The sequence below is a fragment of the Pandoraea terrae genome (assembly GCF_902459695.1).
GTDB lineage: Bacteria > Pseudomonadota > Gammaproteobacteria > Burkholderiales > Burkholderiaceae > Pandoraea > Pandoraea terrae.
Genome location: NZ_CABPRZ010000004.1, coordinates 332,366 through 346,105, shown reverse-complemented (window position 1 = coordinate 346,105; position 13,740 = coordinate 332,366). Strand labels below are relative to the sequence as shown.

Annotated in this window: 12 protein-coding genes; 7 read left to right on the top strand and 5 right to left on the bottom strand. The window is 64.3% G+C overall.

From position 1 onward, the window contains the following. Both PTE30175_RS07040 and PTE30175_RS07035 read left to right on the top strand, forming a co-directional pair. On the top strand, nt 1–1,330 hold a 1,330-nt coding region (locus PTE30175_RS07040; protein ID WP_476703887.1), incomplete at its 5' end, for an ATP-binding protein. After that, a complete protein-coding gene (locus PTE30175_RS07035) occupies nt 1,327–1,983 on the top strand; it encodes an HD domain-containing protein (protein ID WP_150696337.1) in 657 nt (218 codons plus the stop codon). The genes PTE30175_RS07040 and PTE30175_RS07035, both read left to right, overlap by 4 nt. A gap of 37 nt (nt 1,984–2,020) precedes the next feature. On the opposite strand, the gene PTE30175_RS07030 is transcribed toward PTE30175_RS07035, so the two are convergent. Further along, a complete protein-coding gene (locus PTE30175_RS07030) occupies nt 2,021–3,070 on the bottom strand; it encodes a patatin-like phospholipase family protein (RefSeq protein WP_150696336.1) in 1,050 nt (349 codons plus the stop codon). A 220-nt stretch (nt 3,071–3,290) separates the two neighbouring features. Between PTE30175_RS07030 and PTE30175_RS07025 the strand changes: the two genes are divergently transcribed. Next, on the top strand, nt 3,291–6,707 hold the full coding sequence (locus PTE30175_RS07025) for an adenylate/guanylate cyclase domain-containing protein (protein ID WP_150696335.1): 3,417 nt from the start codon (nt 3,291–3,293) through the stop codon (nt 6,705–6,707). A 59-nt stretch (nt 6,708–6,766) separates the two neighbouring features. On the opposite strand, the gene PTE30175_RS07020 is transcribed toward PTE30175_RS07025, so the two are convergent. Further along, nucleotides 6,767–7,570, bottom strand: coding sequence for a hypothetical protein (locus tag PTE30175_RS07020; protein ID WP_150696334.1), 804 nt, complete (start codon nt 7,568–7,570; stop codon nt 6,767–6,769). A gap of 279 nt (nt 7,571–7,849) precedes the next feature. On the opposite strand from PTE30175_RS07020, the gene yfiR reads away from it, so the two are divergent. The 3 genes from yfiR to yfiB all read left to right on the top strand — a co-directional run bounded on the left by yfiR (nt 7,850) and on the right by yfiB (nt 10,428). Then, nucleotides 7,850–8,554 (top strand): regulatory sequestration protein YfiR, encoded by a 705-nt coding sequence (gene yfiR / locus PTE30175_RS07015; RefSeq protein WP_150696333.1) that lies wholly within the window; start codon nt 7,850–7,852, stop codon nt 8,552–8,554. Continuing rightward, entirely contained in the window at nt 8,551–9,819 is a 1,269-nt protein-coding gene (gene dgcN, locus PTE30175_RS07010; RefSeq protein WP_150696332.1) for a diguanylate cyclase DgcN/YfiN, read from the top strand. Before yfiR ends, dgcN begins: the two co-directional genes overlap by 4 nt. Before the next feature lie 99 nt (nt 9,820–9,918). Then, complete coding sequence (yfiB, locus tag PTE30175_RS07005; protein ID WP_150696367.1) at nt 9,919–10,428, top strand: outer membrane lipoprotein YfiB; 510 nt, start codon at nt 9,919–9,921, stop codon at nt 10,426–10,428. A 29-nt stretch (nt 10,429–10,457) separates the two neighbouring features. Here yfiB and PTE30175_RS07000 read toward each other — a convergent pair whose 3' ends face one another. The 3 genes from PTE30175_RS07000 to hutC form a co-directional block, all read right to left on the bottom strand. Further along, nucleotides 10,458–11,072: an HAD family hydrolase gene (locus PTE30175_RS07000; RefSeq protein WP_150696331.1), complete on the bottom strand. Its 615-nt coding sequence runs from the start codon at nt 11,070–11,072 to the stop codon at nt 10,458–10,460. A 101-nt stretch (nt 11,073–11,173) separates the two neighbouring features. After that, nucleotides 11,174–11,638 carry a CreA family protein gene (locus tag PTE30175_RS06995; protein ID WP_150696330.1) on the bottom strand — a complete coding sequence of 155 codons (465 nt, stop codon included), beginning with the start codon at nt 11,636–11,638 and terminating at the stop codon, nt 11,174–11,176. 62 nt (nt 11,639–11,700) lie between these two features. Next, nucleotides 11,701–12,486: a histidine utilization repressor gene (gene hutC, locus PTE30175_RS06990; protein ID WP_150696329.1), complete on the bottom strand. Its 786-nt coding sequence runs from the start codon at nt 12,484–12,486 to the stop codon at nt 11,701–11,703. Nucleotides 12,487–12,887: 401 nt separating this feature from the next. Here hutC and PTE30175_RS06985 point away from each other — a divergent pair, with 401 nt between their 5' ends. Beyond that, nucleotides 12,888–13,709 (top strand): phytanoyl-CoA dioxygenase family protein, encoded by an 822-nt coding sequence (locus PTE30175_RS06985; RefSeq protein WP_150696328.1) that lies wholly within the window; start codon nt 12,888–12,890, stop codon nt 13,707–13,709. The last annotated feature ends 31 nt before the right edge of the window (nt 13,710–13,740 follow it).

The following is a 13,740-nucleotide window of genomic DNA, read 5'->3' as shown; positions in this document are numbered from 1 at the left end:
TCACAGCGGCAACCTTCCGAAGGCCGTCAATTACCTGCACTGTGCCGGCCGGCAGGCCCTCCAGCGTTCCGCTCAGAGCGAAGCGATCCGTCACCTCGGCACAGCCCTCGAACTGGTCAAACGACTGCCCGACACGCCGGAGCGCACGTGCCAGGAACTTGAATTACTGCTAACGCTCGGGCCGGCCTTGACCGCCACCCGAGGTCAGGCTGCCCCGGAAGTCGAGGCCACTTACCGTCGCGCGCTGGCATTGTGCGAACAGGGTGGGCAAACGCCGTATTTCTTCTCGGCGCAGCTAGGATTGTGGGCGTTCTACCAATTGCGGGCGCAGTACAAGATTTCGCGCCCGCTAGCGGAGCGGCTGCTTGGCATGGCGCTGGATACTCAGAAGCCGGAGCAGCTCGCGGAGGGGCATCGTGCACTCGGGTCCACCAGTTTCCGTCTGGGCCAAATGGGTGTGGCCCGCACCCATATGGAGCAGGTGCTGGCACTGCAACGCCCGGACTACCCGGTATATGACTTTCTTCTGGGTTACGGGCGAGACCCGGCTGCACATGCCATGAGCACGGTAGGTTGGATTCTGTGGTATCTGGGTTTGCCGGATCTGGCCCGCACGCGCTGCCAGGAGGCATTGGTTCTGGCCAGGAACCGCCCCGATGCCTCCAACCTCGCGCTTTGCCTTATCTTCGCAGCCGAAGTGCACCAATGTCGGCGTGAGGTGCAATTGACCCGAGAATACGCGGAGGCCGCTATCGCAATTTCGTGTGAGCACGGGTTTCCCCTCTTTTTGGCGTGGGGAACCGTCCTGCAAGGCTGGGTCCTGGCCGACCAAGGCAGTCATGAGGCGGGGATTGCCCAGATACGCCAGGGCCTCGCTGACTACGCGGCGACTGGCGCGGCACTGGGAAGGCCGAACTTTCTGGCCTTGCTCGCTGAATCCTATGAGAAAGCCGGAGACGCCCACGCCGGACTGGAAGTTTTGAATGAGGCGCTAGCCTCGGTGGAGGAAACGGGGGAGCGGGTGGACGAAGCGACGCTGCATCGGTTAAAGGGGGAACTGATACTCCTGCAGCCAAGCGTGGGACCTCGCGCGTTCACCTGCGACGAAGAAGCTGAGGCTTGCTTTCACAAGGCGATCGCCGTTGCCCGTGATCAGGGTCTCAGGTCACTGGAGTTGAAGGCCGCGCTGAGCCTGGCCCGGTTGTGGCAACGGCAGGGAAAGAGGGACGCCGCGCGCCAGACCCTGGCTACGATCCATGGCACATTCACAGAGGGCTTCGACTGCGCTGACTGGCAACAAGCCAAGGCACTACTGGATGACCTGGCATGAACCAGACACGAGCGCGCTTCCTGGCACTGTGGTCGCGGTCCGGCGGCGTCCAGGCGGAAGAGGCCTATGCCGACCTCGCTCGCCACTACGCGGAGCCGACGCGGCACTACCATACCTTGCACCATATCCGCCGCTGCCTGCGCGATCTGGACTGGGCGCGCACGGAAATCCCCGATCCTGACGCGGTTGAGCTGGCGCTTTGGTGCCACGACGTGATCTATATTCCCGGTGCAGCAGACAATGAACAACGCAGCGCCGAATGGTTCCAGCGCCGGGCCGGCGGCCGGATCGTTGCATCGGACCGCATTGCTGTCATGATCCTGGACACAGCGCATACTCGCGTTCCGGCGGATCTGGCGGGTCGCTTCACCGTCGACATTGACCTCGCGGTCCTGGGGCGCGCGCGTGGGAGCTTTCGCCGCGACGCCGCGAACCTGCGGGCGGAGCGCCTTGACCTGGATGACGCTACCTACGACACTGCCGAACGCGCTTTCCTGAGCAAACTGCTGGCTCGCCTTCCCGTTTACCAAACCGAGCTGTTCCAGGCTCGCTTTGAAGCCCGCGCACGCCACAACCTGGCGTGGCGGTTGGCGCAGCCGGTGCCGCACTCGTCCCGACTTGTGCCCCTCAATGACGATCCTGCCGGCGCGTGAATGATTCAGCGAATGCATCCGCGGCCAATCGTGATCGTCAAAGAAATTCCTTTCCGATGTCAATGCTCGAGCGCTGGCCAACGTTCTCGTAGTTTTCCTCGATCCATGCCTCGGCCTGAACCCTCCCCTGGTCTCGCAGGAAGCAAAGGAAGTCCCAGTCGGCGTTGTACTTGCTCGATACACTGAGGGCACTCATCGTCTCATCAGACCTGATTGAGTGGATCAGCATTTCCTTCATTTCGCCCCGATCGACCTTGCCCTGTTGGATGAGCGAAGTCACGAAGGCAATCGCGCGCATCTCTCGCATGAGCGACGAGTTGAAGCTCACTTCATTGACCCGGTTGAGAATGTCGGCGGAAGTGGTCGGCACGCCATGACGTACGATCGGATTGATATGAACAATCACGACATCGTGCGTATTGCAGTGATAGATCAGCGGATAAATTGCCGGGTTTCCAACATAGCCGCCATCCCAAAAGTGCTCCCCATCGATTGACACCGCCTGAAACAGGGTTGGCAAACACGCTGAAGCCAGCACGGCCTCAATGCAAATGTCTTCGCTTGAGAAAATGCGTATTCTGCCGGTCTCAACATTGGTCGCACACAGATAAAGTTGTATCGGGCATTGCTGGCGTAACACCTCAAAATCGATCTGCTGCGCCAGCACGTCCCGGAGCGGATTCATATTGTTGGGATTGAACTGGTAGGGCGACAGCATACGAAGAACGATGTCCGCCATTGCATACAAGGGAGAGTGGTCCAGCCCGAAACTATGTGTCCCTTTGAGCCACGGCATCCAACGGAACGGACTGTACCTCAGCGCCGATTGCGCAATGGCGAGCCAGAATTCGTGCAGCGCCTCGCGCGCGCGGTCGTGCCCGCCTTGCAGCAAACCGTAGGCGAGCACGGTGGCATTCATCGCGCCCGCACTCGTCGCACTGACGCCTTCGATGGTAAGTCTGCCATCCTCGAGCAACCGGTCCAGGACGCCCCACGTGAATGCACCGTGCATCCCGCCACCCTGCAAAGCGAGTGCAATTGGCTTCTGTGCACCGTTACCGGTCTGCTTGCGGATTTGCCCAGCCATCCCAAAGCTCCTTCGTGGCGCGGACGGGCGCATGCGCGCCCGATATCGGCTTGCGCGGGGCGCAGCGCGTCGAATGACGGGATCCGCTGTCCTGAAGTGTAGTAAAGATGTGACGCTTGCGTAGTCGGGTGCCAGCCGACGTCCGCCCGGTCTGCCTTGATGCGCAAGTCGATTCGGCGTCTAATGGCCAAGAGGGAGGCCGAAAAGGTCAAGAGGTTATATGCGCTGCACAAAGTGCGGGTTCGAGAACCCCTTCGGAGCCAACTTCTGCGAACAGTGCGGGGCAAGGCTTGCATGGACCTGCCCGAGCTGTGGCCACGAACTGAGCCCCACAGCGCGGTTCTGCAGCGCGTGCGGCGCGCCCGTGGGCGAATCGCCACAGGCGCCGCCCGCCGCACCGATTCAATACACCCCGCCCCACTTGGCCGAGCGCATCCTGGCGGAGCAGGCGGCTCTGGAAGCCCGGGGCAGCGACACAACCGGCGGCGGTGAACGCAAGACCATCACGGCGCTGTTCGCCGACATGGCCGGTTCGACCGCGTTGATCCACGACCTGGACCCGGAGGAGGCGCGCCGCCTGATCGACCCCGTTGTGGCGCTGATGATGGAGGCTGTGCATCACTACGAGGGCTATGTGGCCAAGTCCCTGGGCGACGGGATCCTGGCTTTGTTCGGCGCGCCCATCGCACATGAGGACCATCCCCGGCGCGCGCTGTATGCGGCGCTGCGCATGCAGGAGGCGATGCGCCGCCACGGCGACCGGATCCGTCTGGAGCAGGGCATCCCGTTGCAGATCCGGGTAGGCATCCACACGGGCGAGGTGGTGGTGCGCTCGATCCGCAAGGAAGACCTGCACACCGACTACGACCCGGTGGGGCACACGATCCATATCGCCTCCCGCATGGAAAGTATCGCCACCCCCTCGTCCATTCTCGTGAGCGAGGCCACCCATAAGCTGACCGAAGGATATTTCGAGTTCAAAGCCCTCGGGACCACTCAGGTCAAAGGTCTCCGGGATCCGCTCGCGGCGTACGAGGTCTTCGGCGTCGGGCCGTTGCGCACGCGCCTGCAAGTGGCGGCGCACCGCGGCTTGGCGCGGTTCGTGGGCCGCCAGGCCGAACTGGAGCAATTGCACAATGCCTTGGAACAGGCCAAGGCGGGGCAGGGACAAATCGTCGGGGTGGTGGGCGAGGCCGGGGTCGGCAAGTCCCGGCTGTTCCATGAGTTCAAGGCCCGCTCCCAGCGCGGCTGTCTGATATTGGAGACGTTCTCGGTGTCGCACGGCAAAGCCTTTGCCTACTTGCCGTTAATCGAGCTCTTGAAGAACTACTTTCAGATTACTGCTCAGGATAGTGAGCGAACGTGCCGCGAAAAGGTCACCGGCAAGGTCCTGTCCCTGGAGCGCACGCTGGAAGACCGCTTGCCCTATGTGCTCTATCTGCTGGGCATCAGCGAACAGGGGTCGGCCCTGCCCGATATGACCCCCCAGATCCGGCGCGAACGTACCTTCGAAGCGATCACGCGACTGCTGGTGCGCGAAAGCCTCAATCAGCCCCTTGAACTCTTGTTCGACGACCTGCAGTGGCTGGACAGCGAAACCGAGGCTTTCCTCGATGTCCTCATCGACCGCATCCCGAGCGCCCGGATTCTCCTCCTGCTGAACTGCCGGCCGGAGTATCAGCATGGCTGGGGCCACAAGCGCGACTACACCCAATTGCGGTTGGATCCATTAGGCCAGGCCGACGCCCACGGGCTGCTCGCTGCCCTGCTGGGGGATGATCCCGCGCTCATGTCCCTCAAACTGCTCATCCTGAAGAAGACGGAGGGTAACCCGTTCTTCATGGAGGAGGTGGTCCAGACCCTGGTCGAAGAGAAGGCGCTGCTGGGCGAGCCCGGCCGGCGCCGCGTCGAGACCGCCCCGGCCGCGCTGCATATGCCGGCCACCGTCCAGGGCGTGCTCGCGGCCCGCATGGACCGGCTCGTGCCCGCGGAAAAGGCCCTGTTGCAGACCCTGGCCGTGATCGGCAACGCGTTTCCCTGGAGTCTGGTGAGGCAGGTCGCCGGGCAGCCTGAAGACGACTTGCGCTATTTACTGGCCGGCCTGCAGGCCGGAGAGTTCATTTACGAGCGGCCCGCCTTCCCTGAGGCGGAGTATGCGTTCAAGCACGCACTGACTCAGGAAGTGGCCGGCAACTCGCTGCTTACTGAACAGCGCAGCGTGCTGCATGAACGCACCGGGCGGGCCATTGAGGCGCTCTTCCATCGTCAGCTGAAGGACCATTGCAGCGAGCTGGCCCACCACTACAGCCTGAGCGGCAACATCCCGAAAGCGGTTGAGTACCTGCACTGCACCGGGCGCCAAGCCCTGGAGCGCTCGGCCCATCTCGACGCGATCCGTCATCTCGGTGCAGCCCTGGAACTGCTCAAGCGCTTGCCCGATACCCCCGAACGCGCGCGCCAGGAACTGACGTTGCAGGTTACGCTGGGTCCGGCCTTGATTGCCGCGAGAGGTTATGCCGCGTCGGAGGTGGAGACGGCCTATACCCGCGCGCTGGCGTTGTGCGAACAGAGTGGGGAAACGCCGCAGCTCCTCGCAATACAGGCGGGACTGTGGGGGTTCTATCAAAGGCGTGCGCAGTACAAGACTGCGCAGGCGCTGGGGGAACGGCTGCTTACCCTGGCACAGAACGCATCAGAGCCGGGACCCCTTGAGGAGGCGCATCGTGTGTTGGGAGCCACCTTTTATCGTCTGGGCGAACTTGGTATGGCCCGCGCCCACTTGGAGCAGGCGCTGGCCCTCCAGCGGGCGGATGAGCCACAGCACACCCATGCCTCTCTTTATGGGCAGGAGCCCGCGGTCCATGGTCTGAGTACCTTGGCATGGGTTTTGTGGCACCTGGGCTATCCGGACCAGGCCCGCGCGCGAAGCCAGGAGGCGCTTACGCAGGCACGAAAGTCACCTCGCCCCCTGAGCCTGGCCCTCGGCCTGGTTTTTGCGGCCGAGCTGCATCAATACCGGCGTGACGCGCAACTGACCCGAGAATGCGCAGAAGCCGCCATTACGCTGTCCACCGAACGGGGGTTTGCCTTCTGGTTGGCGCGGGGAACCATCCTGCGGGGGTGGGCGCTGGCCCAGCAGGGAAACAGTGAGGAGGGCACTGCTCAGATACGACAGGGCCTGAGCGCCTACCAGGCCACCGGCGCCGAGCTGGCTCGGCCTTATTTTCTGGCCCTGCTGGCCGAAACCTATGGGAAGGCGGGGCAAGCCCGGGCAGGACTGGGCGTGCTGGCCGAAGCGCTTGCCTTGGCGGGCAATACGGGCGAACGATATTACGAAGCGGAGTTGCATCGGCTCAAGGGGGAACTGCTGCTGGAACTGTCGAGCGCCCAGACCCGCAAGTCCACGGCTCGCGAACCGGCGCAAGCGTGTTTTCATCAGGCGATCGGGATCGCCCGTCAGCAAAGCGCCAAGTCCTTCGAGTTGCGCGCGACCTTGAGTCTGGTCCGCCTGTGGCAACGCCAGGGAAACATCGAGGCCGCGCGGCAGACGCTGGCCGAGGTCCACGGCGCCTTCACTGAAGGTTTCGATACCGCAGACTTGCAACAGGCCAGGACACTGCTGGATGCGCCGACATAACAGGATGGCCCCCCTGTTGGTGATCGAGGAAGCGGCCGCGCGTTTCCCGGCGGCTTCGGTCAGGGCCGTGCATCCTCCGGCTTGGTGCCCTTGGGCGCAGCAAAGCGGCTTTGCGCCGCGACGAGTTGGTCATCTGTGGTCGCTACCAGCCACAAACGTGCATGCTCCACGATGTGGCGGTTGTGGTCCTTCAACGGGCCCATGGCGGCAGCAGCCTTCCAGACCACCGGGCCAATTCGGCTTTTTCTGCCCGACGGCGCGCCCACCAGCAGGCAGTACGGTCCAAGAGGAAGCGATACGAACGGAAGGGCCGGACTGGCACGCACGCGCCAGTCGATGAAGGGCGCCTCGCTGATGAGCAGCGGTATGGGCAAGCCGTAAAGCACACTTAAATCGTACAGCGCCAGTTGCTCCCGCACGCCCGCGTAGCTGCGCCGGATATCGTCGACCACCGCCGCGCGGATTTCATCCTCAAACATGGGCTCCTGCGCATAGCGTGCAAAGGCCGCCTGGGCTTCCATCTGATATGCGCTGAACAGGCCGAGCTCCAAGCAGTCCGCCACTGCGCGCTGGACGTCCGCCACCGAGCCCGCTTCTTCCGGTTTTCCCAGCTGCGCGGCCTTCAAAAAACGGGCAAGTCCTGCCTCCTGGATCGCTGGACCCTCCACCGACGCGTCGTCGTCAACCTCCTTGTCGAGCGGCACGTAAACGTAGGCCTCGGCTGCAAAGCGTGACTTCTTGCCTTCGTCAAACTTGATTTCGCCGTCGATGCAGTCCAAATAGCGAGTCCCTATTCGGCCATGTTCCCAAACCCAATTTTTCAGGAGCGGACGTAGCGGATGCAGCCTGTCGTGATCAGCCATTGAAATCTCCAAGTGCCCCAGTCGAGGCAAACTATCCGGCACTTCGGGCGACAGGGGCCGAAGTTCTGCGACTGGGTGCCATCCATTCTACGACGGTCCTGCCGACACGCCGCCAGGTGGGTGTTCTCCCCAAGGGACTCGGGGGTGTTTCCCCCATGGTTGATTGCGTAACTTTGTGCATAAGATGAACTGATCCGTACGCGTGATATACGGTGCAGGCCCGCGACTGGCGGGACGCAGGGGGCAGCGCCGGAATCGACGCGAACGAAAGTTTTCATCATGGATGCGAGGGTGTGCGCGGCGGCTGCCTGTCATGCGGCCGCAATGACGCCAAGGGGCGCGGCGGCGATCGCTGCGCAGACGACGCCCGGTCCGCTCGGCTGGGCCGCCTCGCTTCGCCACGCCTTGCTCGCCGTGATTTGCGCGCTGGGCGCGGTTCCGGCCCCGGCCGCGCTCGCCGAGACACCCGCCAATGCAGGCGGTCCACCTGAGGCCGCGCGCGCCGTCAATGCCGCGAGCCGCACCGATCCCGCCATTTCTCCGCGCGACGCCGCCGTGCGCCAGGTCGTGCTGGGCATTATCAGCTTCACGCGCTGGCCGACGCCGCCCCCCCGCCTGCGCCTGTGCGTGACGGGCCGGCCCGACTATGCGCACGGCCTGGTCGACACGCTCCAGGCGGGCTCGACGCCGCTCGACGTGCAGCGCGTCGGCTTTGATGATCCCGCCGTCGGCGCAGCCTGCGACGTTGTCTATTTCGGCGATCTGAGCGACGAGGAGCGACAGCGGGTCAGGGCCGCCGTGGCCGGCCATCCAGTCTTGACCATCTCGGAACACAATCCGTCGTGCACCGCCGGCAGCATGTTCTGTCTCAATGTCGGTGACGAACGCACAACGTTCGACATCAATCTCGACGCCGTGGCGCGCAGCGGCGTACGGGTTCACCCGAATGTGCTCAAGCTTGCCCGGCCGCAGGTGACGCCATGAGACAGCGCGCCCCCCCCGCCTCCCCTGCGCGCACGCCGCGCTCGACGCTGCAAAGCGTGTTGCGCCGCGCGCACCTGCGCCTGGCGTTTGTCGCCGTCGCGATGGCCGCCGTGTCGTTGATCGTGGTTGCCGTGATCGCGCTACGTGCCTATGCCGGCAATAATCTGAATCTGATGGCCCGTTCGCTCGGCTACACGGTCGAAGCGGCACTGGTGTTCGGCGACCGTATCGCGGCGGCCGAGGCGATCGGGCTGATCGCCAACAAAGAGGACGTGGCCGAGGTCGTCGTGACAGATGGCCGTGGCCTGCCGTTCGCAGCGTGGCAGTTGCCCGCCGGCAGTGCGATCGCCAGGCTCGAGCGGGAGGTTGCCGACATTGCGCTGCCCGGGCCCGCGACCGCAGTGGTGCTGCATGACGGCGTCGTCGTCGGTCACGTCGAAGTGCGCGGCCAGGGGCACCAGTTCTTCGGCTTCCTGCTCGGCGGCGTCGGCGGCATCCTGGCCTGTCTCGCCGTCAGCGTGCTCGGCGCCTACGTCAGCGCGCAGCGCCTGCGGCGCAACATCGTCGCGCCGCTGCGCGCGCTGGCCCGCGTCGCCCACGCGGTGCGGCGCGAGCGTGCATTCGGGCAGCGGGTCGAGCCCGTGGCAATTGCCGAACTGAACCAGCTTGGAGACGACTTCAACGCCTTGCTCGACGAACTCGAAGACTGGCAAAACAGCCTGCGCGAAGAAAACGCCTCGCTCGAACACCAGGCCAAGCACGACGCCCTCACGGGCCTGCCCAACCGCGTGCAGTTCGAGTCGCGCCTGGCGCGCGCGCTCTGCGACGCCGCGGTGATGGGCCAGCGGGTCGCCGTGCTGTATCTCGACTGTGACCGTTTCAAGGAAATCAACGACTGCCTGGGCCACGAAGCCGGCGACGCGGTGCTGATCGGCATTGCGGCGCGGCTGCGCACGCAGGTGCGCGAGGCCGACCTGGTCGCCCGCCTGGGCGGCGACGAATTCGCCGTGATGCTGGCGCCAATGCGCGAAGCGGCCAGCGCCGGCCGAATCGCCGAGGGCGTACTGGCGAGCATGGCGCCGACGATCGTCTTGCCGGATGGCCGCACCGTGGCCACCATGATGAGCATCGGCGTTGCGCTGTATCCCGATCATGCGCGTGACGCGATCGGCTTGCTGCGCGCCGCAGATGCGGCGATGTACCGGGCCAAGCGCGCGCGGCCGGGCTCGTGGCAGTTTGCCGAAGGCGTCGTTGGACCGGCTTGACGCCATGGCCTGACGCTGCCGCCGAGGCGCGGCCGGGGCCGTCGCAAGGGTTCGAAACAGCCCGCGCGCAAAGCGCAAGCATTCGAGGAGGATGCGATGATGAGACACTTGTTTCCCGCAAGCATTCGGCGGATGTGCATCGGGAGTGCATTGCTCCTGTGCATGCTGCTCGGGGGCTGCCAGACGCCGCCGCTTTACCGCGGCCTGACCCAGACCCAGGTCAAGGCGCTGAAGTCGGAAGGATTCCAGGAGACCGAGCAGGGTTTCGAGTTCGGCTCGACCGGACCGATCCTGTTTGACTTCGACCGTTACGACCTCAGGCCCGACGTCCGCCGGATCGTCGAGCGCATCGGCCACACGCTCGTATCGGTGGGGCTCAACAGCGTGCACGTCTATGGCTACGCCGACGGGGTGGGCACGGACGCCTACAACATCCGGTTGTCCAAGCGCCGTGCCGAGACCGTGGCGATCGAACTGGTCGACACTGGCCTTGCTGCCAGCCACGTCGGCACCACCGGGAAAGGCAAGCGCGACCCGGTGGGCGACAACCGCACGGCCGCCGGCCGGGCGCAGAACCGCCGTGCGGCGATCGTCGTCTCACCGCCTTGAGGTGGCAACATGAGCCCTACGCCCCAAAGCTAAAGCACGCCGTGAGATGCCAACGCGAACCGCAGATCGTTGGCCCCGACGAACCTGTGCGCATGAAGTCCCGCTTGAATCGCGCCAGCGACGTTGGCCTCGCCATCGTCGATAAAGAGGGTTTCGGCCGCGGCCGCCCCGATTTGCGCCAGGCAACCGCGGAATGCCTGCGGGGACGGCTTGGTCACCCCCACCTCTGCCGTCGTGTGGACGGTGTTCCCGAAGACCTCGGCGACTTCGGGGCACAGATAAGCGATGTGCTCCGCGATCAGATGGCAATTGTTGGTAAAGACGGCCACGTGCTTGCGCGCGGCGACGTCCCTAGCTACGCGAAGCACATCGGTATCCGGCGTCATCGAAGCGCGCCTTGCCGCCAGCCAGTCGGCGAGCGTGATCGGACAACCGAGACGTTTGCCCATTTCGCCCAGGTATTCCGCGTCGTTCACCTCGCCTGCATCGGCGCGGCCTTCCAGGCCGGAATCCCACACGGCACGAATGACCGCTTCGGCCGACTGACCCACGACGGCCGCGATGTGCTCGATCCGGGCCGTGCGATCGTAACGGCACAGCACGCCGTCAAGGTCGAAAAGGACAAGCGATATCGTCGGATACATGCACTCGCTCCGGTCGGGGACATCGGGCAGTCGCTCACGCCGATATTTTGCCAGAAGCGCAGGTTCGCGGCCGCGGCTGCAAGCATGCCCCCGCCGCAGACTTACTTCGTCGGGATCGATGTCGCCCGGTCGACAGGAACGGCGGTAACGCTGTTCTGCGGCGAACCCTCGATAAGCCGGTCGGAATACGTCAGGTACACCAAGGTGTTCCTCGTCTTGTCGACCATGCGCACAATGCGAAGCCGCTTGAACAGCGGCGAAAGACTTTCCGAAAACACCTCCTCCTTTTCGGGCAGAGGGCTCGTGAACGAGACCGGGCCGACTTGCCGGCAGGCAATCGATGCCTCTGCCTTGTCTTCTGCCAGACCGACCATGCCCTTGAGTCCGCCGGTTTTCGCGCGGGACACATAGCACGTCACACCGTGGACCTTCGGGTCATCGTAAGCGTCCACCACAATCTTGTGGTCGGGGCCAAGCAGCTTGAACGCGGTGCTCACGTCGCCGATTTTTTCGGCATGTGCCCAACTTGCGGTCAATAGAAGCGCCAGCGCTACCACTTGTTTCATTCAAAAACCCTATCTCGGTAAAGTGTCAAATCTCGAACGGGGCGAAGCCCATCATCCATCGGCTAACGTTGCTGCGAAAAATACTCCGGCGCGACGACGCAACCAAGTCGGTAGCGCGAGGCGGGATAGGTGAAGCGCGCGAACGTGACGAGCGTGCCATGCGTCCAGGTGCGGCGATGCAGGATCAGGCACGGCTCGGACGGGGCGATCTCGAGCAGCGCGGCCTCCTGCGCCGATGGCATGCCGGCATCGACGATGTGCTCGACCTTGTGCAGCGGCCCCGTCGTCATCAGGTATTCGGAAGGTAACACGGTCGCGTAGTCCTGCTCGAGAAAATGCGGCGCCATCGCCGGATTGACATAGCGGTCCTCGAGTTGCACCGGCAGGCCGTTCTCGCGATGCACGCAGACGAGATGGAACACCGGGGCGCCAGGCGGCAGACCCAGGCCACTTGAGACGGCTGCGGGCGCCATCACGCGCTCGGCGCGCTGGATGGTATAGCTGTGTTCATGGCCGCGGCCGCGAATCTCGTCGCGGATGTGCGCGATCATCAACAACGTGGACTGCGGCTTCGGTTCGGCGACGAATGTGCCGACCGTCGGCACGCGCGTGAGCAGCCCCTCGTCCGCAAGTTCGCGTACGGCGCGGTTGACTGTCATGCGCGAGACGCCGAGCGTGTCGACCAGGGCCAACTCGGACGGGATCCGGTCGCCCGGTTGCCAGGTGCCGTCGGCCACGCGGGCACGGATGTGCGCCTTCACCTGTTCATAGCGTGAGAGCTGCGGCGCAGCGGCGCCCTTGGCGCGATCGGCGGCCGAAGATGGCCGGTTCGAGGTCGTGCGTTTCATCTTGTCTGTTCCCGGCATGACCCGCCGCGCGCCACCCCGGACCGCGCGTCCCACGGGCCGCGCTGCGCAATATAGACCGAACCGGCCGTCCGTACAAGCCGACCGGCTCGCGCAGGGCGGTTTGCCTTTGCGCGAAAGTATAGACCAATGCATGCAAATTTCCGGAAGACGGACGAGTTAGGGTATTGCCTAGCAATGGCCGCCAATGCCTTTATAAGCGGGCATCTGCGAGTGTTTGACCGCGCCTTTTTACGTCGCGCCATTTTTTCTGCTCTTGTAATTTCTTTGATGGTATATACCATCATTACAAACCGCCACCGAAGCTTGTCGTTCTCGGATGAACGGCCAAAAGGCCGCGCGGTTTGCCGCATCGATTCCAACAACACAAGGAGGCGCTCAGCATGTCAGTCGTGGAAACCCAGGCATTGCCGCCGGCACTCGTCGAGCAGTTCGACCGGGAAGGCGTGGTCGTGTTGCGCGGCGTGTTTGCCGACTGGATCGAACCGCTGCGCGAAGGCGTCGCGGCGTTGATGGCCGATCCTAGCCCGCTCGAGCGGACATACCACCCTGCCGACGGCTCCGCGCCGTTCTTCCAGGACCTTTGCAACTGGCAACGGATCCCGGCGTTCCGCGAGTTCGTCTTCGGCTCGCCTGCCGCGGCGCTCGCCGCACAGTTGATGCGCTCGCGCGTTGCGCGCTTCTTCCACGACCACGTCCTCGTCAAGGAGCCGGGTACGTCGGTTGTCACGCCGTGGCACCACGACAAGCCGTACTACTGCGTCGGCGGGGAGCAAAGCGTGAGCTTGTGGATTCCGCTCGATCCCGTCGCACAGGAAATCTCGCTCGAATGCGTGGCGGGCTCGCATCGCTGGAATGTGCTGCATCGGCCCAAGCGCTTCGACGGCACTGATCTCTATCAGAACGATGACGCGACCGAGATGCCCGATATCGAAGGGCAACGCGACCAGTACACGATCCGCCGGTGGGCGATGGCGCCCGGCGATGCGGTCGCGTTCGATTTCCGCACCGTGCACGGTGCGGCGGCCAACCTTGCCGGCGGCCACCGCCGCCGCGTGTTCTCGGCGCGCTGGGTCGGCGACGACGCGGTCTTCATCGATCGCCATGGCAAAGGTTCTCCGCCGCTCTCGCACCTCACGCTCAAAGACGGCGAGCCCCTTGATGGCCCCGATTTCCCTGTCGTGCTCGATCGCGCCCGCGCGTGATGCGTGCACCCCGCTTGGCTTGGCCCCATCC

Bases quoted from the DNA above. Each gene is read 5' to 3' on its own strand.
- dgcN (WP_150696332.1), top strand. From the start codon at position 8,551: ATGAGACAGCGCGCCCCCCCCGCCTCCCCTGCGCGCACGCCGCGCTCG.
- PTE30175_RS07000 (WP_150696331.1), bottom strand. From the start codon at position 11,072: ATGTATCCGACGATATCGCTTGTCCTTTTCGACCTTGACGGCGTGCTG.
- PTE30175_RS07020 (WP_150696334.1), bottom strand. From the start codon at position 7,570: ATGGCTGATCACGACAGGCTGCATCCGCTACGTCCGCTCCTGAAAAAT.
- PTE30175_RS06995 (WP_150696330.1), bottom strand. From the start codon at position 11,638: ATGAAACAAGTGGTAGCGCTGGCGCTTCTATTGACCGCAAGTTGGGCA.
- PTE30175_RS07025 (WP_150696335.1), top strand. From the start codon at position 3,291: ATGCGCTGCACAAAGTGCGGGTTCGAGAACCCCTTCGGAGCCAACTTC.
- PTE30175_RS06985 (WP_150696328.1), top strand. From the start codon at position 12,888: ATGTCAGTCGTGGAAACCCAGGCATTGCCGCCGGCACTCGTCGAGCAG.
- PTE30175_RS07035 (WP_150696337.1), top strand. From the start codon at position 1,327: ATGAACCAGACACGAGCGCGCTTCCTGGCACTGTGGTCGCGGTCCGGC.
- PTE30175_RS07030 (WP_150696336.1), bottom strand. From the start codon at position 3,070: ATGGCTGGGCAAATCCGCAAGCAGACCGGTAACGGTGCACAGAAGCCA.
- hutC (WP_150696329.1), bottom strand. From the start codon at position 12,486: ATGAAACGCACGACCTCGAACCGGCCATCTTCGGCCGCCGATCGCGCC.
- yfiB (WP_150696367.1), top strand. From the start codon at position 9,919: ATGAGACACTTGTTTCCCGCAAGCATTCGGCGGATGTGCATCGGGAGT.
- yfiR (WP_150696333.1), top strand. From the start codon at position 7,850: ATGGATGCGAGGGTGTGCGCGGCGGCTGCCTGTCATGCGGCCGCAATG.